The organism is Pseudoalteromonas sp. '520P1 No. 423', from assembly GCF_001269985.1.
In the GTDB taxonomy this organism is placed as follows: Bacteria; Pseudomonadota; Gammaproteobacteria; order Enterobacterales; family Alteromonadaceae; genus Pseudoalteromonas.
Genome location: NZ_BBZB01000001.1, coordinates 1723307 through 1749791, shown reverse-complemented (window position 1 = coordinate 1749791; position 26485 = coordinate 1723307). Strand labels below are relative to the sequence as shown.

Annotated in this window: 22 protein-coding genes; 12 read left to right on the top strand and 10 right to left on the bottom strand. The window is 34.0% G+C overall.

All coding sequences use genetic code 11. The annotated features are described in order from the left end of the window. Positions 1-247: 247 nt before the first annotated feature. Complete coding sequence (locus PSA_RS08060) at positions 248-2323, top strand: S8 family serine peptidase (protein ID WP_042149852.1); 2076 nt, start codon at positions 248-250, stop codon at positions 2321-2323. Positions 2324-2481: 158 nt separating this feature from the next. After that, entirely contained in the window at positions 2482-3111 is a 630-nt protein-coding gene (locus tag PSA_RS08055) for a lysoplasmalogenase (protein WP_052380166.1), read from the top strand. A 32-nt stretch (positions 3112-3143) separates the two neighbouring features. Here the strand turns inward: PSA_RS08055 and PSA_RS26830 are convergent, their stop codons facing one another. The 8 genes from PSA_RS26830 to PSA_RS08015 form a co-directional block, all read right to left on the bottom strand. Further along, positions 3144-3935, bottom strand: coding sequence for a PepSY domain-containing protein (locus PSA_RS26830; RefSeq protein ID WP_127924196.1), 792 nt, complete (start codon positions 3933-3935; stop codon positions 3144-3146). After that, positions 3922-4647, bottom strand: coding sequence for a PepSY domain-containing protein (locus PSA_RS26825; RefSeq protein ID WP_042149855.1), 726 nt, complete (start codon positions 4645-4647; stop codon positions 3922-3924). Before PSA_RS26825 ends, PSA_RS26830 begins: the two co-directional genes overlap by 14 nt. A 280-nt stretch (positions 4648-4927) precedes the next feature. Then, entirely contained in the window at positions 4928-5755 is an 828-nt protein-coding gene (locus PSA_RS08040; RefSeq protein WP_059364839.1) for a formyltransferase family protein, read from the bottom strand. 24 nt (positions 5756-5779) lie between these two features. After that, complete coding sequence (locus PSA_RS08035) at positions 5780-8905, bottom strand: efflux RND transporter permease subunit (RefSeq protein ID WP_042149892.1); 3126 nt, start codon at positions 8903-8905, stop codon at positions 5780-5782. 11 nt (positions 8906-8916) lie between these two features. Beyond that, a complete protein-coding gene (locus PSA_RS08030; RefSeq protein WP_042149895.1) occupies positions 8917-10665 on the bottom strand; it encodes an efflux RND transporter periplasmic adaptor subunit in 1749 nt (582 codons plus the stop codon). Beyond that, on the bottom strand, positions 10665-12086 hold the full coding sequence (locus PSA_RS08025) for a TolC family protein (protein ID WP_052380167.1): 1422 nt from the start codon (positions 12084-12086) through the stop codon (positions 10665-10667). Before PSA_RS08025 ends, PSA_RS08030 begins: the two co-directional genes overlap by 1 nt. Then, positions 12086-12580: a DUF411 domain-containing protein gene (locus PSA_RS08020; RefSeq protein WP_042149898.1), complete on the bottom strand. Its 495-nt coding sequence runs from the start codon at positions 12578-12580 to the stop codon at positions 12086-12088. The genes PSA_RS08025 and PSA_RS08020 overlap by 1 nt, the downstream gene beginning before the upstream one ends. Positions 12581-12706: 126 nt before the next feature. After that, complete coding sequence (locus PSA_RS08015) at positions 12707-13012, bottom strand: hypothetical protein (RefSeq protein WP_042149901.1); 306 nt, start codon at positions 13010-13012, stop codon at positions 12707-12709. 203 nt (positions 13013-13215) lie between these two features. Between PSA_RS08015 and PSA_RS26820 the strand changes: the two genes are divergently transcribed. Beyond that, entirely contained in the window at positions 13216-14253 is a 1038-nt protein-coding gene (locus PSA_RS26820) for a DUF2235 domain-containing protein (RefSeq protein WP_082305667.1), read from the top strand. 89 nt (positions 14254-14342) lie between these two features. Here PSA_RS26820 and pyrC read toward each other — a convergent pair whose 3' ends face one another. After that, on the bottom strand, positions 14343-15371 hold the full coding sequence (gene pyrC, locus PSA_RS08005; protein ID WP_042149903.1) for a dihydroorotase: 1029 nt from the start codon (positions 15369-15371) through the stop codon (positions 14343-14345). Positions 15372-15518: 147 nt separating this feature from the next. On the opposite strand from pyrC, the gene PSA_RS08000 reads away from it, so the two are divergent. From PSA_RS08000 to PSA_RS07990, 3 genes are all read left to right on the top strand, one after another. Continuing rightward, positions 15519-17276, top strand: a complete 1758-nt coding sequence (locus PSA_RS08000) for a collagenase (protein ID WP_042149907.1) — start codon at positions 15519-15521, stop codon at positions 17274-17276. 140 nt (positions 17277-17416) lie between these two features. After that, positions 17417-19816, top strand: a complete 2400-nt coding sequence (locus PSA_RS07995) for an EAL domain-containing protein (RefSeq protein ID WP_042149984.1) — start codon at positions 17417-17419, stop codon at positions 19814-19816. 297 nt (positions 19817-20113) lie between these two features. Continuing rightward, the gene (locus tag PSA_RS07990; protein ID WP_042149909.1) at positions 20114-20998 is read left to right on the top strand and encodes a LysR substrate-binding domain-containing protein; all 885 of its coding nucleotides are present in this window, start codon (positions 20114-20116) and stop codon (positions 20996-20998) included. 112 nt (positions 20999-21110) lie between these two features. On the opposite strand, the gene queE is transcribed toward PSA_RS07990, so the two are convergent. Next, positions 21111-21776: a 7-carboxy-7-deazaguanine synthase QueE gene (gene queE / locus PSA_RS07985; protein ID WP_042149913.1), complete on the bottom strand. Its 666-nt coding sequence runs from the start codon at positions 21774-21776 to the stop codon at positions 21111-21113. A gap of 103 nt (positions 21777-21879) precedes the next feature. On the opposite strand from queE, the gene queC reads away from it, so the two are divergent. The 6 genes from queC to PSA_RS07955 all read left to right on the top strand — a co-directional run bounded on the left by queC (position 21880) and on the right by PSA_RS07955 (position 26380). Beyond that, the gene (gene queC / locus PSA_RS07980) at positions 21880-22539 is read left to right on the top strand and encodes a 7-cyano-7-deazaguanine synthase QueC (RefSeq protein WP_042149916.1); all 660 of its coding nucleotides are present in this window, start codon (positions 21880-21882) and stop codon (positions 22537-22539) included. Positions 22540-22696: 157 nt separating this feature from the next. After that, positions 22697-23083: an MASE3 domain-containing protein gene (locus tag PSA_RS07975; RefSeq protein ID WP_337590001.1), complete on the top strand. Its 387-nt coding sequence runs from the start codon at positions 22697-22699 to the stop codon at positions 23081-23083. Positions 23084-23190: 107 nt separating this feature from the next. Continuing rightward, a complete protein-coding gene (locus PSA_RS07970) occupies positions 23191-23394 on the top strand; it encodes an ATP-binding protein (RefSeq protein ID WP_042149923.1) in 204 nt (67 codons plus the stop codon). Between the two features lie 259 nt (positions 23395-23653). Then, positions 23654-25768, top strand: coding sequence for a winged helix-turn-helix domain-containing protein (locus PSA_RS07965; protein ID WP_042149927.1), 2115 nt, complete (start codon positions 23654-23656; stop codon positions 25766-25768). Between the two features lie 90 nt (positions 25769-25858). Continuing rightward, a complete protein-coding gene (locus tag PSA_RS07960) occupies positions 25859-26101 on the top strand; it encodes a hypothetical protein (protein WP_127924197.1) in 243 nt (80 codons plus the stop codon). A 27-nt stretch (positions 26102-26128) separates the two neighbouring features. Further along, a complete protein-coding gene (locus PSA_RS07955; RefSeq protein ID WP_042149933.1) occupies positions 26129-26380 on the top strand; it encodes a hypothetical protein in 252 nt (83 codons plus the stop codon). The last annotated feature ends 105 nt before the right edge of the window (positions 26381-26485 follow it).

Sequence of the window (26485 nt, the reverse complement as noted above, 5' to 3'; positions counted from 1 at the left end):
GTGGTTAATCCATTTTAAATTAACAAGTTAAAACAAAACCCAACCGTATATAAATAGTTACAAAAAGATATAAATAAAAAATAAAAACTTATACCTCTAAATATATAAAAAAAACAAATTACCCAAATTTGACACAAGTACAAAAAAGCTATTTATTAATTAACACCAATTTAACATTTAACTTGGTTCCTATGCATATTCAAAATAATGAAATGCAATTTTAAAATAATAAAGAGATCTTAGAAAAATGAATAATAAAACTAAAATAAGTTTAGCTACAGGGTTTGCCTTATCTCTCATAACATCAGGCATTCAAGCCAGTACTAATGCTCAATTAGAATCAACAGATAACACGCAACGATTTATTGTGCACCTAAATGACAGCGCTATCTTTAAAGCACAATCGGCATCAAAATCAGCCCATAATATACAAGCAGCAAAAATGACATTAATGCAAGCAACTGCCAATAATGTAAATGCAAAGCTAGTTCATACGCTTTCTGATATCAATGCGATTGCAGTTGAGTTAAATGCACAACAAAAAGCGGATTTACTTAAAGATGATAATGTTAGCTTGGTTGAAGTAGATCCTAAACGTTACATTTCTTCTGAATCTACACCGTATGGTATTTCGATGGTGCAAGCGCAACAGCTTTCTGATGCTCAAAGTAATCAAATAAAAGTGTGTATTATGGATACAGGTTACACATTAAATCATCCAGACCTGCCAAATTCAGGTGTAACAGGCGATGACGGTTATGGTTCAAACGATACAGGTAATTGGTATAACGACGGCAATGGTCACGGTACTCATGTGGCAGGTACTATTGCGGCAATAGGTGGTAATAACCAAGGCGTAGTTGGTGTTAATCCTTCTGGTCAACTAGGCTTACATATCGTAAAAGTATTTAACGATTCTGGTAATTGGGCATATGGCTCTGATTTAATTGCAGCTATTGGCCAATGTGAGGCAGCTGGTGCAAATATTACTAGCATGAGCTTAGGTGGTGGTGGCTCATCTACTGCTGAAAAACAAGCATTTGATAATAGCTATAACCGTGGCATGTTACATATTGCCGCCGCAGGTAATGATGGTAATTCAAGTATGTCGTATCCGGCATCTTATGATTCTGTTGTATCTGTAGCAGCTGTAGACAGCTCTGGTACCAAAGCTTCTTTCTCTCAATATAACTCTCAAGTTGAAATTGCTGCACCTGGTGTAGGTGTAAACTCGACTTGGAATAATAACGCCTATAAATCAATAAGCGGAACTTCAATGGCGACACCACATGTTTCTGGTGTAGCTGCGCTTGTTTGGTCTAATAATTTAAACTGTTCAAATAAACAAATTCGAAATGGTTTAAATGCGACAGCACAAGATAAAGGTGCTTCTGGTCGAGATACATCTTATGGCCATGGTATTGTAAAAGCAAAAGATGCCAGTGATTATTTAAACAACTGTGGCACAGTAACGCCAGATGAAAAACCTGTTGCTAACTTTAGTCATTCAGTCAGTGGTAAATCAGTTAGTTTTAATGATAACTCTACAGATGATAAAGGTATAAACAGTTATGCGTGGAACTTTGGTGATGGCTCAAGTTCGAACTCGAAAAACCCAACGCATACCTATTCTGCGGACGGCGACTTCACTGTAACACTCACTGTGACAGATACAATCAATCAAACAGGCAGTAAAACAAGTAAAGTGACTATCGGTACTGTAAGTGAAACTTGTGACGGCTATAAAGCTTGGAGTCCTGCAACTAACTATCAAATAGATGATTTAGCATCTTATAATAACCGTAAATACAAAGCGACTTGGTGGTCAACAGGGGCTAAACCGAACGTTTACACAAATGTTTGGCAAGATCAAGGTGAATGTACAACTGGCGGACCTGGTGAAAACCAAGCACCAAAAGCAAGTTTTAGTGTATCTACTTCACAGCTAACAGCAAACTTTACTGACAGTTCAAGTGATGATAAAGGCGTAACTGCTTATTCTTGGAATTTTGGCGATGGTAATACTTCTTCTAGTAAAAACCCAAGCCATACATATGCATCATCAGGTGCTTATCAAGTATCATTAACAGTTTCAGATGCAGGCAACAAATCAGATACTTATACAAAATCAGTAAATGTATCTGAAGTGACTCAAGGGTGTTCTGGTATTGTGACTTGGTCTGCAAGTACTACTTACCAATCGGGCACAACCGTTGCTTACAATGGTAATAAATACAAAAACAACTGGTGGAGCCAAGATGAAAATCCAGAGCAAAATTCAGGTCAATGGCAAGTATGGAGTAACTTAGGTTCTTGCCAATAGTTTTTATTAGTTAAAATTTAAATTTCCCTTAAAGCACGATTTTATCGTGCTTTTTTATTTAAAACAAAAAAGTGAAGACAAATATAGAGCAAAAACACTACAATAAAAATATTATAAAAACTCTAATTTAGAGACAAACCAACAATAAGAATAACAATATGCTGCTATTTCTAACTTTTATAACATTCTTTGGCTTATGTCATATCATTGCTGATCATTATCATAAAACCCACTTTTGCTATATTTTAAAACCACTCACTACATTAACCATATTGAGCTTAGCGCTATATTTAACTGAGTTTGAGCTTCAGTACTATGCATTGTTAATAATTTTTGGATTATTATTTTCTTTAATTGGCGATATATTTTTAATGCTCAAATCCGATAAATTTATGCAAGGTTTAGTGAGTTTTTTGATAGCACATATTTTTTATATTGTGGCTTTTTTAGACTCTGCAAAAATTGACTTAAATCTGTATGCCATTATTCCAATTACATTAATAGGTATAGGATATTTAACGGTTTTATTACCAAAAACAGGTAATTTAAAAATTCCGGTATTAATTTATGCGTTAGTGCTACAAGCTATGGTGATCACTGCTGATATGTTTTATCAAACAGCACTAACAACTAATAGCTTAATGGTATTAATAGGTGCTATTTGGTTTATGTTGTCAGATTCTATTCTAGCTTTTGCAAGATTTGTTAAGACTTTCAAGTTTGCCCAAGTTGCTGTACTTAGCACTTATTACATAGCGCAAACCTGTATCGTGCTCTCACTAAAATAAACGATTCATTCCGACTAAGTTCAATATACACGCTACTTTTTAGTAGCGTGAGATACTGGCAAATTTTTTATCCCTAGATTTTTACTCTTATTCATTACAAAGCTAAATTTATACTGCCCTTTAAAACCAAGCTCTATTGTCCAAATAAATCCTGATAAAACTAGCCAAAGCGTAATAATAGAAAAAAAGATAATTTGCCAATTATTAAAACTACCTTCACCTGCATAATCCATAAAGTGCAACATGAAAAAGAAGTCAGCAATACGTTTATCATCATCGCTATGTTTTATTAATCGGCCAGAGCTGGCATTAACATACACACTGGTATTCACGTTATCTTTAAAGTTAATCTGCCAAACTGTATTTTTTTCTTTTGGAATATCTTCTATAGGTGGTTTTTGCAAGGTAACAGACTGTATTGTACCTGGGCCATTATAAGACGTCTTAGCTATTTTAGATGCCATTTCCTGATCAACAATCACCTCTTTACCTGTAAATGTATTTACTAATGACTGTTTATTATAAAAATGGTGATACAAGCCCGTTTGGTGGGTTAATAGATAATAAGGCTTATCTAATACTGAGACTATTGTTAAGCTTTGTGAGTTTTCAAATTCAGCTAAAATTGTTTTAGGATCAATAAATGGAGCATTATTCATATTTGAATAAACCACAGGAGCTAGTTTTAATTGCTCTCTATATTGATTTCCTCTAACTTTATCGTGATCCATTATATTAAAATAAAAACCACTGACTAACCAAAGCAGTAGCTGAATACCTACGAATAAAGACGTCCATTTATGTATTAATTTAATAAATCGCATTTGAACGATTCCGTTTATTTTTGATAACGCGATAATACGTCAACACAAATCCTGTTAGTGCGGCGAACAAGCCTAATATTGAAAACCAAAGAAGTAATAAGTTATCTGGTTCTCCATCTTGATAATCTGCAATATGAAACCTAAACATCCAATCAAACAATCGCCAAAATTCATGACGTTTAGTAACTACTTTCCCTGAATAAGCATTGATATAAAGTGATGGGCTAGCAAATGCCTCAAAATTAATACGATAAGCTGGCAAATGCCGTTTGCTTAACTCAAAAGGAGCGTGGTCTGTAAGCAATTTAATTTCTGATATAACATCATCAGCCGAATAATAATGCCTAGCAATCTTAGCTGCCATCATTTCATTTATAGGTGATAATACCTCACCCGAACTAGCATTTAGCATAATATTTATATGCTCATTTTTAAATCTATATACAGGTAAATCAATTAATACAGCGAGTTCGATATTTTGTGCAGTAGGATACTTTTTTATCACGTCTGTAAGGCTCATATTAATTTTATTAACATCTATAGGAGTTTGATGCTGAGTTACTAGGCTATCTCCATGTATATAATCAATATCAAATATAACCATATATGCACCGGTAACAGACCAAACAACAAATTGAATGCCTAAAAAAAGCATTAACCATTTATGTAATTTACGGCTGGTTTTTAACAACATCATTGTATGTTTATACATCCCTTATTCTTTTTCACTACAAAGTATTTTTTATATTCTTTCTATAATATTTCGTTTCATTAAGATCACAAAACCATCACTAACTGCGACAACAATAGTATCATCATCCTCTTTGATGCTTATATGCTCCGTTTTGCTTATAAAACAAAGCATTTTTATATTCTTTCTATGATATTTCGTTTCATTAAGATCACAAAACCATCGCTAACTGCGACAACAATAGTATCATCATCCTCTTTGATGCTTATATGCTCCGTTTTGCTTATAAAACAAAGCATTTTTATATTCTTTCTATGATATTTCGTTTCATTAAGATCACAAAACCATCACTAACTGAGACAACAATCGTATCGTCATCCTCTTTGATTATTGTGCCGTTTGAATACTCATGTGTGATTTGACCTAGCTCAATGTTATTAACTAATAAGGTTTCATTATTAAGTCGCGCTACAACTCCAAACCGGCCACATGCTGCTGATAGCGCTTTTATCTGGTTTGTAGTCATATTCCAATTGATAACGCGATCATTTATTTCTATCTTGGGCCAAGTACTGCCAGTACCTTGTTTTTTAGCTTGGTGATATAAATTTTCAAAATCACTTAATACTTCATTTAACAATTGCGGAATAGTTAAATGAAGTTTCATCATTAAAGTTTCAAAGCATTCATCCTGTGCTAATGAAAGTGATTTTTGATAAATAATGTCACCAGAATCAAATTCATTCGTTAATTTATGAAATGTCACACCTGCATGTTGCGCTTGTGAATTAATAATCCAACTCACAGGTGTTGTACCTCGTCCATGAGGTAACATGCTCGGATGCACGTTCATAGTAAATACATCCGATAGATTGTCATAAATAGGGATCAACCAAGCATATTCTATTGAAAATAAACAATCAATCCCTTGAAGTAATAAGCTTTCAATCGTTTTTGCATCAGGCTTAGTCTTCGTCACGGGAATATTATTATCAGATGCGTATTGGCGGATCACTACATTAAATGGCTGCTCTGAGTTTATAAAAATATGGCCAATCGTATGTCCATTATTTTTAAATGTTTCTAAACAGCCTATATGCCAATCATTGCCAAAATACGCAATATTCATTTTGTTCCCTTAACTAAATTTTCATCAATTATTATTTATCGAATTTTTACGCCATACAAAATATATGGCCGGTAATACAAGTAATGTTAAAAGCATGGCACTTAACATGCCACCCACCATAGGAGCTGCTATTCGACTCATCACTTCGGAGCCTGTTCCTGTACCATACAAAATAGGCAACAAACCTATTATGATAGACAAAGCTGTCATCATAACAGGCCTAACTCGCATACCTGCACCTTCTATAATAACCTGTTTTAAACTTTCAATATCGACCGATTGACCTTTGGTTTGGCAATCATCTAATAGCTTTTGATATGCTTGGTTTAAATAAACCAACATAATTACGCCTATCTCAACGGTGACACCTGCAAGGGCAATAAATCCAACCCCTACGGCAACTGAAAAATTAAACCCTTGGAGATACATTAGCCAAATACTGCCTACCATTGCCAATGGTAAAGTACCCATAATAATGCCTACTTCAACAAAATTACGGAAATTAATATACAACAATAACAATATGATAAATAAGGTCAAAGGAACAACATATTGCAATTTTTCTTTTGCTCTTAACATATATTCATATTGCCCTGACCAAGAAATAGAATACCCAGCTGGCAATTTGAGCTTATCAGATACAAATTTTTGCGCATTTTCAACATAGCTTCCGATATCAACACCTTCAATATCGATAAAAGCCCAGCCATTTAACCGTGCATTTTCACTCTTAATAGCAGGCGGACCATCTTCAACAAATACATTAGCAACATCACTTAATGAAATTCTTTGCCCTGTTGGCGTAACAATAGGTAGTAACCTCAACTTTTCAGGAGAGTTCCTATAGTCTTGCGGATACCTTAAATTGATAGGGTAACGCTCTAAACCCTCTACGGTTTTAGATACATTCATGCCACCGATTGCAGTTGATACCACTTGTTGAATATCGGAGATATTTAAAGCATATCGCGCCGCTTGTTCACGTTGAATATCAACTTTAATATATCGACCACCAGCAACTCGCTCAGCATAAACTGATGCAGTACCGGGTATTTCTTTTAAAATTGATTCTAATTGCGTACCTATTTGTTGAATTTTATCTAAATCAGGACCTGCGATCTTGATGCCAACAGGAGTTTTGATACCTGTAGCGAGCATATCAATTCGTGTTTTTATTGGCATAACCCAAGCATTTGTTAACCCAGGTAGCTTAACTAACGCATCTAACTGCGCTTTAAGTTTATCTGTGGTCATACCCACTCGCCATTCGCTTTGAGGTTTTAACTGAATAAATGTTTCTATCATAGTCAAAGGAGCGGGATCGGTTGCAGTTTCTGCACGCCCTACTTTACCAAATACATTTTTCACTTCTGGCACGGTATAAATTAGCTTATCCGTTTGTTGTAATAACTGCCTTGCTTGACCAATAGATATACCTGGGTAAGTCGTTGGCATATACATAATATCGCCTTCATCTAATGGCGGTATAAACTCACTGCCTATTTTATTCACTGGGTATAAACCAACACCTAACAACACCAGTGCCATAAATAAGGTCATTTTTGGAAAATTAAGCACTGCTTTTAACGCAGGTAAATAAATACTGGTTAAAACACGATTTACTGGGTTTTTATGCTCAGGTAAAACTTTACCTCGAATAAAGTAACCCATTAAAACAGGCACTAATGTGATTGCTAAAGCCGCAGATGCTGCCATCGCATAAGTTTTAGTAAAAGCTAAAGGTGAAAACATACGACCTTCTTGCGCTTCTAAAGTAAATACAGGAACAAAGCTCACTGTAATGATCAATAAACTAAAAAATAATGCAGGCCCAACTTCACATGCTGAATCAACGACTATCTGCCAACGATTTTCTTTGGTTAATGGTGTACGTTCCATATGTTTATGCATATTTTCTATCATCACTATCGCACCATCAACCATGGCGCCTATCGCAATCGCAATACCACCCAAAGACATAATATTGGCGTTTAACCCTTGCATATGCATCACGATAAATGCTGTTAATATGCCTACGGGTAAACTAAAAATTGCGACTAAAGATGAACGCACATGAAATAAAAATACAATACATACAAGTGCAACAACACCAAACTCTTCGAGTAATTTAAAGGTTAAATTTTCAACTGCTCGCTCTATCAGCGCGCTTCGGTCGTAAACGGTTACAACTTCAACACCTTTTGGGAGCCCTTTTTTAAGTTGCTCTAACTTAGCTTTCACACCATTTATAACTTCTTGAGCGTTTTCGCCGTAACGCATTACAATTATGCCACCTACGGTTTCACCTTCACCGTTAAGTTCAGCGATCCCACGGCGCATTTGTGGACCTATGCCGACATCCGCAACATCTTTTAATAATAATGGCGTACCATTTTTATTTACCCCTAATGGAATATTACCTAAATCTGTTTCATTTTTAATATAGCCCGTAGCACGCACCATATATTCAGCTTCAGCCATTTCAACAACTGATGCCCCAACTTCTTGATTACCTTGTTTTATTGCAGTTTGTATTAGAGATAAAGGAATACCAAAAGCCCGTAATTTATCTGGGTCTACTTTTACTTGATATTGTTTAACCATACCGCCTAAAGCAGCGACTTCAGATACGCCAGCAACGGTTTGCAATTCATATTTTAAAAACCAATCTTGTAAACTACGCAACTGACTTATATCATTTTTCCCCGTTTTATCTACTAAAGCATATAAATATACCCAACCTACACCTGTTGCATCAGGGCCTAACTGTGGTCGGGCATTGCCAGGTAAATTAGGTGATACTTGAGAAAGATATTCAAGTACACGTGAACGCGCCCAATAAAGGTCTGTATCTTCATCAAAAATCACATACACATAAGAATCGCCAAAAAATGAATACCCTCTTACAGTTTGTGCCCCTGGTACTGATAACATAGCTGTTGTTAAAGGGTAAGTTACTTGGTCTTCTACAACTTGAGGTGCTTGACCTGGATAAGTTGTTTTAATAATAACCTGCACATCTGATAAATCAGGCAAGGCATCAACAGAAGTATTTTTTACAGAATATAGACCTGCAAGCACTATGATGGCTGCAGCTAATAAAACAAAAAAACGGTTATAGACGGACCATTTAATAATTGAAGTTATCATATGCTATCCCCCTAATGATTACTGTGTTCAGCTGAATTAGGTGCAATAGCTTGTTCATTTATCATTTTATGCTCAGAGACTACCAGCTCAGTAATAATAAATTCACCGTTATTAATCTCAAAAGTAAAATCTACTGACAAACCTGAAGTTAACTTAGACATGTCAATATCGTCTACGATCATGAAATCTAGAGTTGCAGCTGGGCGATCCCACTTTTCAATCGGACCTCGGCTAATATTCAACATTTTATGCTTTGCCATTACTGTATTGATCACACCTGAAACACTTGCAGTGCTATTAGCGTTTTCATTTTGCTGCTCGGGAATGTGAATAGCGGTAATTTCAAAGCTGCCAGTTTCATCTTTCGTTATTTCAATATGTAAAACCATATCAACTTCTAAACTTGAAAAATCAACTTTAGGCGATACCATAAAATCCATTGTCATTTGTGGCCAATCCCAGTCACTAACTGGCTGGTGATCAACATTGATCATATTATGGTTTGCCATCAAGCTATTTATACTTGCTTCAACCCAAACAGAGCTTGGTTGTTCATCATGATACATACGTTTAAAATCTGAGCTTTTACTTGATTCCGAATCCAGTAAAAACTGTGCAGAAGTGACTATGTCATCTTCTTCAATTAAGCCAGATATAATCTCTACAGATTTATCATCAAAACGACCTACTTTAACAGCAACCGATTTAAATTGACCTTCGCCTAGGGCTAACACAACACGATCTTGACTACCCGTTCTTATCAATGCTTCAATTGGAATTAATAATGCTTCACTGCCTTTTGCATGAATAATGACTTGTGCAAACATATTTGGTTTAAGCATTAAATCTTTATTATCAAATCGTAGCCTGACTTTTACTGTGCGTGTTTTCTCATCTAATGTTGGATAGATATAATCAACCTTGCCAACCCATTCACGACCAGGTAGGTAATCTAAAGTCATAGTAACCGAAGTGCCTTTTTTCACTTGATTTGCTTGCCTTTCAAATACCTCAGCTTCAACCCACACTTCATTCAATGCACCGATTGACATAATTTTCGTACCAGGTTTAACAAAAAAGCCTTCTCTAATTTTTAAGTTTTCAACAACACCAGATTGCGGTGCATAAAAGGTAATGGTTTGCGCCACTTTTCTTGTTTTTTTGATATTTTCTATTGCTGACTTTGGTAATTGTAATGCCGTTAACCTATCTTCTGCAGCCCTTACTAAACGCTTATTTTTACGACCTAGCGCCAACAAAAGTTCTTCTTGCGCGTTTACAAGCTCAGGTGAATATAAAGAATAAAGAGGTTCACCTTTAGTAACTGGATCACCTAATGCTTTGATGAATAAATTTTCAACCCAACCTTCAACTCTTGGGTGAATATGTACTAATTGGTCTTCATTATATTTCACATAGCCAACAGTTTTAATCCCTAAATGTAATTCACTCACTTTTGCCTTGCCGGTTCTAACACCTAAGTTATTTACCACATCAGAAGAAATTTTAATGGTCCCCGGTCCAGAATCGGAATTTGATGCACCGTTAGCGTAAACAGGTACTAAATCCATGCCCATTGGCGATAGACCTGGTTTATCTCTTCTGTAATTAGCATCCATAGGTGCAACCCAGTACAAAGGTTTATTTTCAACATTTTGCGTTTCATTAATAGTCGATGGTGTTAGTAATTGTGATGTAATGACAAAAGAAATGATGCCACCAAATATTGCAGCTAAACTAAGTTTGATTGTTGGATTCATTATTTCTCTCCTAATGTAATTGGCATCTTTTTGTAACTGACTAAATTATTATTTTTCTTAAAACTCAACATCTGTCTAGCTTGACTAACAAATAAATAATTTAACTCCAATTGCACTTTTTGTATTTGCGTTTCTATCGTTAAACTCTCAATTTTTGCATTAAGTTGTGCAATACGAGCCCGAACAACTTCTGAAAAATCACCATCGTCATTGGTGTATGCTGTTAATGAAGCTTCTGCTTGATCTTGTATTTGTGGCAGTAACTTAGTGTTATATAAAGACTGTCTTTCTACTAATCTTAATAAACGGCCTTTACCACTAGAATATGCCCCCATAAGCTGCCTAAGTAATAATAAACGCTCCGTTTTAACAGATTCAGTTTTTGATATAGCTGCACTGACTTGTTGATCTTGACGATTATCAGTAAATAGTGGCAAATCAAATGTCATACCCATGGAAAATAAATGGGCGCGATTATTTCCCATAGGATCATCATCTCGATAGGCATAACTGGCATTAACACCCCATTGCGGTTCATAACTTTGTTTTGCTAACGCTATGCCTTGTAAACTGGCATTTATTTTTTTATCAATCGCCATTATCTTTGGATGTTGATAAAAGTTTTCGACCAATTTATCTGGTGTAAGCCAGTTCTTTGATTTAATAATATCTTCTTTTAATAAAAGCACTTCCGGTAAAGAATCCCCTAAATTTAAATCATGAAAATTAACTGATTGTGTCGTATTTAAGTTTTTGGCTGCGAGCCATTGTGAAAGCTGACCTTGATAACGGTTTTTCTGTTGTGATAACTGATTTAACCTATCATCTAACATTGTTAGTTCTAGTTGCGCTCTGATCACATCTTGTTGGCGGGTTTTACCTTGCGCTGATGAATAACTAGCTTGCGCGACATCAGTTAATTGCTCAAATAAAGCACGATCAGCTTGTATTAACCTTATGCTTTGTTGCACTCTAAAAGTATCTAACCATAACTGTCCAACAGTCACTGCGACCTCAGCTTTTCGATTCTCTCTTTGAAATGGATATTGCTGAGAACTTAATTCTAATTGCTGTTGTTTAAGTGCCAAACTATCTCCGCGGGGAAGCATTTGTGCCACTGCCACTTTAAATTGCGTCATGCCCTCTTGAGATAAGTTAAAGTTATCCGTTGGCAAGTTTGCCATAGACATTGATACTTTTGGATCTTCATATGTGCCAGCTGCAATGCTTAAAGCGTTAACAGAATCTTGTTGATGTTGGTTACCAGATAACCAAGGGTCATTTTCTTGCGCTTTAAGAATACTCACCCTTAATGTAAGTAATGATTCACTTACCTCATAAGATGCCAATAAATTAAAATGAGCTAAAAGAGTAAAAGCAGCTAAACATTTAATTTTTGAATTATAAATTCTTTGACTCATTAATATTGCTCCTTTTGATTTTCAACATTTGCAAATGTGCTATAAGACCCATCTTTATTAAGTAATAGTACTTTATAAGGCGTAAACCTATCACCCATCTCCATACCTGGACTACCCGCGGGCATAGCTGGTACGGCTAAGCCAATTGCATCTACGGGTTTATTTGCCAAAAATATTTGTATATGTTTTGCAGGAATATGGCCCTCAAAAACAAAACCATCTGTTGATACAGCTGTATGACATGAGTGAAATCTAGGCGCTATGCCTTTATCTAATTTAAATTGCGTCAGGTTTTCGTCATTAACCGCTTGTGTATAGAAGTTCTTTTTATCTAAATGCGTGATCCAATCATTACAACAGCCACATGATTCCCGTTTATATACAGTTATATGTGTTTTACTGTGACTTATTTGTGTTGTTATATTTGTTTGTTTGTCATTACCACAACCAATAAGTGCAGCTAAAGAGAGTAATAAAAATAATGATTTATACATAATGCCTTCAAAGACCAAAGTTTGGTCATAGTTTTGAGCTACTTTTCAAGATGAAAAAGACTCACTAAATACAATTAAAGTGTTTCTAAGATAAATTTAGAAAATTAAGACGGATCTATTTTGTAATTAGCTATTAAGCGGAGGGCGATATAAAGATGAAGGGTATTGGCTATATATAAAAAAGTTTAATTGATTTATTTTTTGTGATGCAAAATCAAGATGAGAAAAAGCATAAATTGATGTAACAGCCATAGAAACACAGCCATTCATTGAACATAAGTGATCATTATCATCACAGCAATCCATTTTAGACATAGACTCCATTGAATGATCCATATCTGACATCCGATCAGATGTATCCATTGCGTGATCCATGCCTGACATCATAGATGCAGTTAAATGATTAGCGTTTTGAAATTGACATGAATCCATAGCATTCGCCATTGACTGACCAATAAAGGACATCAATAAAAAAAACACTATGAAAATATGACATTTTTTATTCAAAATTTAAATCACCCATACACATTCTTTTATTAGGATACAGAACATACAAAAAAGTGCCATAAAAATTATCACTCTTGCCTATTTATCAAGTACACTTGTTTAAATAACGGACAATAACTAACTTAAAAATGAAAAAATTTATTTTTTGTTTTGATGGCACGTGCAACGAGCCTAGCGATAGCATGGATTACGCAGTTGATTTAAGCATTAGCAATATCTTAAAGTTACACGCCTATTTTGGCGGCAGTTTAACTAACTCACCTCACAACGATGAATATGGCCAGCATAGCTTTTACTACTCAGGCGTTGGCACTTATGGTAATTGGCTGCAAAAAACGTTTAACTCTCTTTTTGCACCTGCATTCTCTGATATAAAATCAATAATCACTAAAGCTAAACGTGATGTAGAGAAACATTACAAAGAAGGTGATGAAATATTTGTTTTTGGTTTTAGTCGAGGTGCCGCCATAGCACGCATCTTTGCTAGCCAAATAAAACATAAGGTCAAATTTTTAGGCGTATTTGATACCGTAGCCTCTATTGGTTCACCTGATCTCAGTATGGAGACACGCCCCGCCAGTGATGTTGTTTTTGAAAATGGCACTTTGGCGGGTAACATTGAAAAAGCGGTGCATATAGTTGCATTAGATGAAAAACGTGTCGCTTTTCAGCCTATATTGTTTAATCGTGATCCCAGAGTATTAGAGGTATGGTTTGCTGGTGTACATTCAGATATTGGTGGTGGTTATTGGTATGATGGTTTATCGGATATCAGCTTAGAATTTATGTGTTTACATGCCAGACAGCAAGGTTTAAATATCCTAAATCTTGAAGAAATTGATTTTAATCGGCTTAAACAAAGCGATAGTTTTTTATGTGTGGATGATTTAGAAATTCAACCTATTCCTGAGGGCATAATGCATCAGCAGCAGCGTACTCAAATTATTGCCGATAGGACGTTATCTCCCAGATTAGTATGTGTCAACCACCAAGACACAACTTGTGATAGCCATCATGCAAAAATTCATCATAGTGTTGCTTTAAGGTTTAAAAAAGTAACTAACTATAGACCGCACTCTTTAAGAAATACCAATTATCAAATCATGGCTGATAATGGTCGTCTTTCAAAAGTGAAATGCGGTATTACAGGGTTAAGAGGCGTATAAAAAATAAAAGCCTACTGTAAACAGTAGGTTTTATAATAATCGCTATAGCCGTCACTAAATGACTTTAATAAAAATGCAAAGCAGTTTTATTATTTAACTTGCCATTGAATTGTTTCTCCAGCGCGAATTGGCACTACTATATCGCTACCTAATGGGTAAGACTCAGGTACTTCCCACTCTTCTTTAACTAAAGTAATCGTATCTGTATTTCGTGGTAAATTATAAAAATCAGGGCCATTTAAGCTCGCAAAACCTTCTAACTTATCAATCGCACCAGCAGCATCAAATGCTTCTGCATATAATTCAACTGCTGCATGTGCAGTGTAAGAACCCGCACAACCACAAGACGCTTCTTTTTTGTCTTTTAAATGAGGTGCAGAATCAGTACCTAAGAAGAATTTTTTGCTGCCACTTGTTGCCGCTTTATTTAAAGCGTCTTGATGAATATTACGCTTTAAAATTGGTAAACAATAAAAATGAGGACGAATGCCACCCGCTAACATGTGATTACGGTTATATAATAAGTGATGCGCTGTGATTGTTGCCGCTACATTATCAGATGCAGCTTCTACAAACTCAACAGAATCTTTGGTTGTGATGTGTTCAAGTACAATTTTTAGCTCTGGGAAGTCAGCAACCACAGGCGTTAAAACGCTCTCTAGAAATAATTTTTCACGGTCAAAAATATCAATAGCAGAATCTGTCACTTCTCCGTGTATTAACAATAACATACCCACGTCTTGCATCGCTTTAAATACTGGGTACATATTTTTAACGCTAGTCACACCTGAATCTGAATTAGTTGTTGCGCCAGCTGGGTATAATTTAGCTGCAACAATATGACCTGTTGCCTTTGCTTTTTTAATTTCTTCAGGTGTTGTTTTATCCGTAAGATAAAGCACCATCAAAGGTTTAAAGTTCCCTTGAGGCTTTTCTGCCATAATGCGCTCACGGTAGCTTAATGCTGATTCAGTACACGTTGCTGGCGGTACTAAATTAGGCATGATAATCGCGCGGCCCATATAACGACTCACATCGCGCACTGTGTCTTTTAATTGATCGCCATCACGTAAATGGATATGCCAATCATCGGGACGAACTATAGTGATACTTGTCATTGCTCTATCTTCTATAAATAAATTTATATGATCATATGGAGTCTAGGTATGCCTGTAAAGTAACAAATCAAATTAACAATAAGTTTATTGTATACAATATTCGTTACTGTTAATCTCAGCATTAGATTAAAAAAAATAAAGACCACTATGATAAAAAATAAACTATCTCTTTTAAGCAGCGCATTATGTTTATCATTGCTAAGTGCCTGTAACAGCACTCTAGATAATACTGAAATATCACCTGCTGATATTAAAGTAATGCAAATACTTGATGCTAAAGACAACTGGAGCTTTGAGTTAACAACATCTGAGCACCTAAATAAAGTAACTGAACGCATCATTTATTTAAGTGAAAATAAATTTAATAATTCAGAGCTTGATTCACTTTTATATTTCCTACGTGGTTTTAGTTATTATGGAGATACTAAGCAAATAACCGACTCAAGTTGGTTACAACTAGAACAAGCCTTAACGACCTTAAATAAATCAGGTTTATTAAACCTGAACCACAATAGTAACGCACGATTAGTTGAGCATTATGCTGTAGCCCTTTATCGTTTTTATAACCAAGATATTTTGAGTGCTAAAGTAGGACCTCATTTAAATACTTTATCACAACTTGTACAGTTACCTATTGATATTGAAAACTCGCCTTCTCAGTATGCTAAATGGGAACTGATCAGAGCTATGGCCTTTTTAACCTATGAAGCTAAAAACAATAAAGTACTTGCTGGTGCAATTTTAGCAAATCAAAACTGGCTACCGAGTTTAAAAGCTTTAATCAAACAAAGCGGTTGGCAAGCTGAACATGCACTTTGGGCACTCGCTTATCAACATAAAATATTACATGAAGGTGCTAAAAAACAATTAGATACCCATGTATGGCAACTAGTTGATAATATGGAACTTGAGTTGAATAAAAAGCAATTTTTATTTTCACAAAGGTATTTAGTGAATAGCTTTAGAGGGTTATCAGAATGTAACAGTGATTTTGAAGGTAAATGTTCATTCCCTACAATTGATGAAGCATTGCCTATCAATCACCAATGCTCTGATAGTTTATTTATTCGCGCCAACGAAATGAATAAGTCACAACTTGAAACAAGCTGCAATAAGTTAACATCACAAGAAAGCCAATTTCATTCTTTGTTAAATACAAAAAATCAACCAGCAGCAAATGATCATAATCAATCATTACGAGTTGTGATTTTTGATAATTACAGCCAATATAATCAATACGGTCAAATGGTATTTGATATCCATACGGATAATGGTGGTATGTATATCGAAGGCACTCCGAGCGATCCAAATAATCAAGCAACATTTTATTCTTATGAGGTATTTTGGCAACGTCCTGATTTTAAAGTATGGAACTTAAATCATGAATATGTACATTACCTTGATGGTCGTTTTAGCAAATATGGTAGTTTTGGTCATTTTCCTTCACATTTGGTCTGGTGGAGCGAAGGCTTGGCTGAATTGGTTTCAAGACAAAAAGTTAACCCTAAAGCCTACCAAGAAGCAAAAGAAACTGCTAAAGAAGAATGGCCTACTTTAGAAGAGATATTTGCGACTACCTATATTGATGGGAGTAAACGCGTATATAAATGGTCATATTTAGCAATTAACTATTTAAGCCAGGTTGATCTTCAAGGTGTTCAGCTATTATCTCAACATTTAAAAAATGATTTTTTTGATGGTTATAAAGCACAATTAGATAGCCTTGCTCAAAAACATCAAGCTGGTTTTGTTGCATTTTTAGATAAACAGCTAAAAAATGGTGCTAACAAAGACCTTCAAGTTAAAAAAGATAAAAGCCCTAAAAAGTTATATAGATATTTATATCGCGATTATTTAATGCCAAAGTCTTTAAAGCTAACTCAAAAACATAATCATATTCTTTAAAGCTATACATTAGTATGTATGCAAAAGTGTAAAGGCTAAGCACATGCCTTTACACTTCTATAACAAATGATAAGGTATTTTCATTTGAATATTCTTCCAATGATGATCATAATAAAACTTTACACTTAATGATGTTTGATATGCCTAAAGTTAATGATGCAAATAACAATACTAAACCATCTGACTTATTAGATCCTTTAGAACAAAAATCCCAGCAGCTAAGCATCATTAATCAATTCTCGTTATCTTTAATTCAAATTAATAACCTTGAACAACTGTTCAGCTATGTCGTAAATGAAGTTGTTAGTAAACTTGGGTTTCCTGATTGTGTTATCTATTTAGCTGATCATGAAAAGCAAGAGTTAAAACAAGTAGCTGCGATGGGTAAAACGAATGACGATGGTCAATATTACATTAAACAAAATAAAATTCCCTTTTCTTTAGGCAATACAGGTCATGTTGCAGTTTCAGGGCAACCACAAATGATCAATGATTTATCTCTTAGTGATAGATATTTACCGGATATTACACCCGCAAAGTCAGAGATTTGCGTACCTTTGATCGACAATAATAATGTGATTGGTGTGATTGACTGCGAGCACCCACAAAAAAATTATTTTAATGGAAGTCATTTAGAAATATTAACAACCGTGGCTTTAATGTTAAGTACAAAAATAAATCAATGCCAAACATTAATCGACTTAAATAAAACCGTTGTTCAGCTCAATGAAGCACAAAAGCTTGAGCAAGGGCTGCTAAAAATAGCAAATCTAACTTACGAAGCCTGTAATATGGCTGAGTTTTACGAGAATCTTCATGAAATAATCAATTCCTTGCTTAATGCTAAAAATTTATTTATCGGATTATTTAATAAAAAAACAAAACAATTAGAGTTACCTTATATTCTAGAAGCTGGAATACGTAGTTCAGATATAAGAGTATTCTCTGCCGAACAAACCAATAACACAGCTTCTGCCTATATGCTAAAAACGAAGACCTCTTTGTTGCTAAGTAAAGCGGATTTTAAATCTCATCTTGCAAAAAAACACTTTCAATTAGTTGGTGACTCCCCTCATTCATGGTTAGGCGTGCCATTTGAAATAAATGAGCAATTTAATGGTCTTATCGTGACCCAAAGCTATGATAATAACATTGCTTATAGCCATCGCGATCAAGATATTTTGACATACATAAGCAGGCAAGTCAGTTTAGCGATAGATAAAGAACTTACACATAAAGCGCTTACTCATAAAGCCATGCATGATCAATTAACAGGCCTTGCAAATAGATCATTATTGATTGATCGCTTAGAGCAAGGAATAAACCGCTTAGACAGGCAGCCCGATTTAAAATTCCATGCTTTATTATATTTAGACTTTGATAGATTCAAAATTATAAATGACACTTTAGGCCACCAAGTAGGCGATCATTTTCTAATTAAAATTTGTAAAAAAATTAATGAAAACATCCGTCAAGTTGATACATTCGCCCGTTTGGGAGGAGATGAATTTGCAATATTAATGGAAGATTTAGACAGCGAATCACAAGTAGCTAACTTAGTAGAGCGGATCAAAGCCTCTTTATCTGAGCCTCTTATCGTTGATGGTCACATTCTAAAAGCCTCTACTAGCATAGGTATCTCTTATGCCATCAATTCAACAGACTTAGCATATCAAGTATTGCAATGTGCGGATACTGCAATGTATGAAGCCAAGTCATTAGGCAGAGGACAATCTCAAGTCTTTAATGAATCAATGCGCAATAAAATGAAAGGCGCTGCCATTTTAGAAAGTGACATACAAAATGGTATTGAAAATAATGAGTTTGAACTCTTTTACCAACCTATATTTGAGGTTGCGACTAATTTAGTAACGGGATTTGAAGCATTAGTTCGTTGGCACCACCCAACTAAAGGCTTTGTTTTACCAAACGATTTTATTAAGGCTGCTGAAGATAGTGGTCAAATATTACAACTTGATTTGTATTTACTTGACCAAGCAGCCAAACAAATATCAATTTGGCAAACACAAACTAATAACGACTTTACAATTACTGTAAATGTATCATCAAGACACTTTTCTAGCTTAGATTTTGTCACCTTTATAAGAAAGCTATATGAAACATATCAGTTAAAAACTGGCTCTTTATGCATTGAAATTACCGAGTCAGGTTTAATTGAAAACCTATCATTAGCAACGCAAATCATTGAAGGGTTAAAATCTTTAGGCTTAAAACTTTACTTAGACGATTTTGGTACAGGCTATTCTGCATTAGGATATTTACATCAATTGCCAATTCAAGTATTGAAGATTGATAAAAGTTTTATCGATAATCTAAAAAATGGCCATAAAAACCCCCTTGTAGACGCTATATTAACTTTAGCAGAATCACTTAATTTAGAGGTTGTTGCTGAGGGAATTGAAACACAAGAACAGCTAGATATATTAAAACTTACCAGTTGTAATTACGGTCAAGGTTATTTAAAAGCAAAACCTTTGCATGCTAAGGATGCAGCTAAATTATTTGGTAAACAAATTTAATTTAAACAAAAAACAACCTCACTTCTCTCTTTGCCCTCATTCACTTCTAAATTAGTTTAATTCAACTCAAACACGATCTTCTGTTGAATTAAATTCAGCATATTAAAGATGAAAAAATAAAAAATAGAAATCAAAAATGAATTAAATTACTACCAACTAGGATTTAGAACAAAAAAAGTACAAATTAAATAGATAAATTATAAGTTATAGCCATCTAGATGTTGAAAGAGTATTAAATAAGCTATAAGATGTTTGAGTTCGTATTAAATACAACCAACAAGATGAGAAAAATTAAAGATGATTGATGTAAAGCATTTAAAAACACTTTCAACACTCAAAGAAACAGGTTCTTTGGTTAATACTGCTCGCGAATTATTTTTAACTCAATCTGCATTATCTCACCAAATTAAAGACCTAGAAAATAAGCTTGATTGCCAACTATTTGAGCGTAAAACTCATCCAGTTCGATTTACACCTCAAGGCATGCTACTGATTGAGCTTGCTCAAGAAGTATTACCTAAGGTAGAAGCAACAAAATGCCGAATAAAAGAAAGTTTAAATCAGCCTATTTCTCAGCTTAGGCTCAGTGTTGAATGCCACGCTTGTTTTCATTGGCTTTTACCTACAATAAAAGAATTTAATAACTTTTGGCCTGATATAAAAATTGATTATGAAAGAGGCTTTAGTTATGACGCGATACCTGAATTATTAAATGATGAGCTTGATTTAGTTTTAACGTCTGACATGCGCGAACCTGAGCACCTAGAATATGCGCATATGTTTGATTTCAAATTAAAATTAATTGTATCACCGGATCATGAGCTTGCTAAAAAAGCCTATGTGACGGCGCTTGATTTAAAAGACGAGACTATCATCTCATATCCTATCCCACGTCAACGCCAAGATATATTTAAATATTTCATACAAAATGCCCGCTATGACGGCAATTTAAAAACGGTTGATCAAGGATTATTAATTTTTCAATTAGTGAGTGCTGGAATGGGAGTTGCGGCATTACCAGATTGGTTAGTCACGCCATACGAGAGCCAAGGTTTAATAAAATCAATACCTTTAGGTGCCTTAGGATTAACACGTCCTATGTACCTGGCGATGAAAAGAAATATGAAAGATAATCCTGTTTACAGACACTTTATAAATACTTGTAAACAAACAACCAGATAAAATCTCACCTTGTAAAAAGACACAAGGCGATATTTTATTAAGCCAGCTTAGCTAGGGGAAATACTTACCCACCTGTAAAAATAACAAATTAAGAAACTTGGTTTCAAGTTTCTTAATTAATGCCTAGATACTTATGTACTTGCACTGATAAGCGCCAATTTTTAGCGATACATACATCTACAGCCAACCGTGTTGCTTTTGCTTTTTGGCTAATAGGCTGTAAGTACACTAACGCTGGTTGAATACCCATTTCCTCTAATAAATCTTCTAGTTCTTCAACATGTTTCATCATCGCAATGGGGTGTTTAATTTCATTTGCTCTGAGCATTGCTGATTTTAAAACGGGATAACCACCGCGCATATTGATCTTAGGTGATACTGTCACCCAAGTTTTTTCTGGTACTTTAATCTCAAAAGTTCCGCTTGTTTCTAACTGCGTTGAAAAGCCATTATCGTGTAACAATTCGCACATCGGGTTCAAATCAAACATACATGGCTCACCTCCGGTGATCACAATATGTTTCGCCTGATAACCTTTATCTTTAATTAAAGAAATGATTTTCTCAGCAGAGCTATCAGCCCACAGTTCTGAATCTGCTTTTTTCTCTACAGTTTTTTGTAAATCAACTTTATAAACATCAGATGCTTCCCAAGTCTGCTTGGTATCACACCAAGAACAACCTACAGGGCATCCCTGTAAGCGGATAAAAATAGAAGGTGTACCAGTAAAACTAGCTTCACCTTGGATAGTTTCGAATATTTCATTGATTTTGTACAAAAGGGTTTTCGCTCTCGATATAAACTAAAATTGTCATTATCAAAGCGTAGGTGTAGAATATCGCGCCCTGACAAAACATCTATTATACGAGAGTCTGAGAAATATGTCGCAAAAAGTTGTTGTTATTTATTCCGGTGGAATGGATTCATATACCGTATTGAACAAAGCCTTAAGAGATGGCTATGAAGTTTATGCATTATCATTCGATTACGGACAGCGACATGTTAAGGAACTTGATGTGGCAGCAGTAGCCTGTAAAGGCTTGGATGTTCATCATAAAATCGTTGATATTTCAGCTATAAATCAAATAATTGGAGGCTCTTCTTTAACTGATGATATTGAAGTTCCTGAAGGTCATTACGAAGCTGAAAATATGAAAAGTACCATAGTGCCTAACCGTAATATGATCTTACTGTCATTAGCTGTTGGTTATGCTGTGTCACTAAAAGCATGTAAAGTTTATTATGGCGCACATTCTGGTGATCATGCCATTTACCCTGATTGTCGCCCAGAGTTTGTTAAAAAGATGGATGATGTGTGTCGTATCGCTAACTATGATGAAGTTGAGATTGTTAGCCCATACCTTAAAAATAGCAAAATTGATATTTTAACTGATGGTCTAAAAATGAATTTAGATTACAGCCAAACTTGGACTTGTTATAACGGTCGTGAAAAGGCGTGTGGTAAATGTGGTGCATGCCAAGAAAGATTGGAAGCGTTTAAACTTAATAATGTCATTGATCCAATAGAATACGAAGTATAATAAATATTAAAATCTCACTTGATTTAGATCATAGCTATCAGTATATGATCTAAACTCTTCACCATTTCAATTATTTACGCAAAACGAAATTTAATAACCAAAAAAGTAATTATTTATATTTATATTTATCTTTAATACTGACAATTATAGCTGAAGCATATTTTACTTTTTACACAGATTTTACAGGTACAGCTTTGTTATTGGACATATATTTAAATTTTTATCATTTTGGATGGTTTATCAAGCGATTGTACAAACAATTTTAAAAAAACCTTTCACTTTATTAACTAAAAATTCAAATAGCTATGATGCAATCCATCAACCCACTATTCTAATTGACAGTAATGGTGATATATCACAATTAAATCAATCAGCAGTGAAAATAATCAATACAGCTTTAATTGATGCAATCCATCAACCAGTTCATATATTATTTCATCCAGAAAATTTATCAAAACATAACTGTTCTATTTGTAATTCAATAAAAAAACATGAAATAATTTTTAGCGAAGAGTTTTATTATCCACAATTTAATAAATTTTAGTTATAAATGCGATTATTCTGGTTTTGAAACTTTAGACAGTGGGCATATCTCAATTCATATCTCGCAAGAAAAGCACATGTTGGTATTAAAATTTCAAGATTCAGGTTGTGGAATTGAAAGCAAAAAATTTACCAAAGTTATTTGAACTATTTTTTACCACTAAGAGAGGCCAAGGAGGCAGTGGATTGGGGTTAAATATTGTTTATAACTTAGTAACACAATCTTTAAAAGGCACTATTACCTGCGAGAGTAAGCTAGGAAGTTGTGCTAAATTTATCATCCACTTCACCTGTGAGATCATTAACTGGTAATACAGGAAGGTATTTGCCTGTTACATATTTAATTTCAGTTATTATCACGAATTACTCTGTTTCTGATAAAGTTTATTCCTCATAAAAATTTCATCCAGAAATTTTTAAATTCAACAAGTACCCAAAAAAAAAACATGGTATACTTTTAGTTAAAGTTTCAAATAAAGGGAAATTCACACTAAATTCTCAGAGAAATATAATGCAAAAACCTTTAGACTACATGTAGTAGTAAATTATTCATTATTTGGTAGTAAAGTCATTGAGTAAACATGATCTTATAAAAATAAAAGACTGGATTTTTGATCCTAGCACTAAATCATTACGCAAGGATGATGGCACTGATGAGACTGTAACACTTGAAAATAAACAGTGCTTACTCTTACAGTTTTTAATAGAAAATCACTCTCAAGTAGTTAATCGAGATCAACTTATTGAAACTGTTTGGTTTGGCAGAATAGTTGAAGAACTCACAATCAATGCTGTTGTTTCAAGATTAAGAAAAGTACTTGGTGGTGAAAAAAATGACTATATTAAAACACACCCAAAAATAGGTTATTCACTCGTATCAGAAATTAAGTTTATAGAAAAGGAAATTGTAGAGCCTGAAACAATAAAGATATCAGTACCGGAATCGTCAGCTAGTGACTTAACTCATAAGATGCGTTATTCCAAAAACGCAATAACTTCCTTTATTGCAATTGGGTTTATCATAATTTTAGTTTCATTTATTATTTTTAAAAATAAAGAAATTAATAGTACACCGCCCACCAATATCAATATATCTAATTCAGTAACACCACTGCCTTTAACATATCAAGAGGGTTGGGAGTTAAGTGCAGACCTTTCACCGGATAAAAAATTATTAGCATTTGTTCACAAAACCAATGCTGATTCAAACATGCAAGTCATGGTTAAAAATATTAATACAAATAAAACAATTTCTATCGATGATAATTACACTACATCTCCTAAATGGTCTAAAGATGGTAAAACCCTTTTTTACCAAAATTTTATTAAAGAGAAATGTCTCATTAAAAGCGTTGCTATTGATAAGGATTTGAACTTAAACAAAACTAACAAAATTACTAGCTGTGGTAATATTTTAAGCATGAGCCCTTTAGCTATTGATAACACTTGGATCTATTTTTCATATAAACTTAATGATACAGAACCTTTTGTTATTAAAAGGTTTAATTTAGATACGAAACAAGAAGAAACATTAACTGCACCTCCTATAAAACACTATGGTGACTATAGTTTAAGTTTAGATAACAGCGGTCATAAGCTAGCATTTATAAGATCAATTACCAATACTAAACATGAATTAATGTACCTAAATTTAATAAGTGGTGAAGTGAAGTTTTTAACCAGCTTTAGCCATGTACCATATCAAATAGACTGGAATCCTACAGCTGATTCAATCGTATTTGTTAATGAAAATTATACTTTAAGTTCAATTAATATTGACTCTCTCAAAGTAACACCTTTGTATCAATCAAGTGAACAAATTATAGGTCCTAAAATCATCTCAGATAATGAGCTATTACTGATAATTGGTGACTTTTATACATCAGATATAAAACAATTAAACTTAGCAGCTAATGATACTCTTGCCTCAAATTTAATATCATCAAGTTTTAATGACTTTGCAGCCTCACAATCTGAAGGCAACGAAGATATAACTGCATTTGTATCAAATAGAACAGGTAAAAACCAACTTTGGATTTCTGATACAAATGAAATTTATCAACTTACTAATTTTAAAGAAACTCATTTATTATCTAATTTAAAATTGTCATTTGATGCATCTCAATTATTATTTACTAAAAATCACCAGCTTTTTTCAATAGATATTAAGTCGAAAACAATTAGTGAAATAACTAAAAAGAATGAATATATTAAAAGCCCTATTTGGCTATGTTCAAGTAAAGATTCAATTTTAACCATATTCCACAGTAAGGGTGAATCTAATCTGTACTTAATCAACAGTAAAAATGGTACTAAGGAAAAACTACAAGCTTCTATTAATTCAGTTAAATCTGATTGTAAGAATAATCAGTATTATGTCAGTAAGCTTGGTGTAGATGGTATTTATAAATTAACAGACGATTGGCATATAGAGCAAGATTCTTACCGTATTTTAAACACTAACTTTGCTGATTATTATGAATGGGAAGTTTATGAAAATAACCTTTATTACACCAAACACAATAAGTTTTATAAGTTAAATTTAATGACAAAAAAACAAACGGAACTATTTAAAGGTGAATTTTCTGTTGGTCGATTTAGCTTATCTAATAACCGGTTACTCTATACCAAAAGAAATTTAAATAATACCTATGTTGCCAAGATGAAAATAAAAACAAGTTTATAAATAACAAAAACAATAATTCCGCAATGTAAAATTGCGGAATTAAATCATTATCTTATGGCAGAAACATTAATTAGTCATATAGGTATTGTTATGAAAAACACATTTAAAAAAATCTCACTTTTAGCATCATTAGTTATGGCAATGCCATTTTTAGCTCAAGCTGCACCATTAATTGATTTAAAAAATATAGATAAGCAAATAGATAATAAAAATACAGGTACGGTAACTATCATGAATTGCTCACCTTACCCTTTGTGTGCAAAAGAAGTTACAGAAGAACAAACGAAAAAAACACAAGAAAAACACAAGAAAAAACAAAATAACTTACATTAATTACATGTAGTTATTTTAGGAGAAACCATGAAAATATGTACTAAAAATCATCATCATTGGTCTCTCCTTGATTCTTTACCTCATGATAAAAATGGTGCGGGTAAGTATAAATGCGCAGGATGTGCTTATGAGAAAGGCTTTAAAGCAGGAGAAAATAAAGAAGAATCACTTAATATAGATTTAGATAAGCTACATGAGAGCCAATCTGGGACTATGCAATATAAAAGTCCCCATGCAGCATTCGCCCAAGGGTATATAGATGCTATAAATAATTCCTAATACCGTAACTTCACTAACTCTTCAATTTTCACACTAACCTATATCCAATAAAAATATTATCTAACCCTATCTGACCTTAATCTGATTAGAATCATTTACTATCCA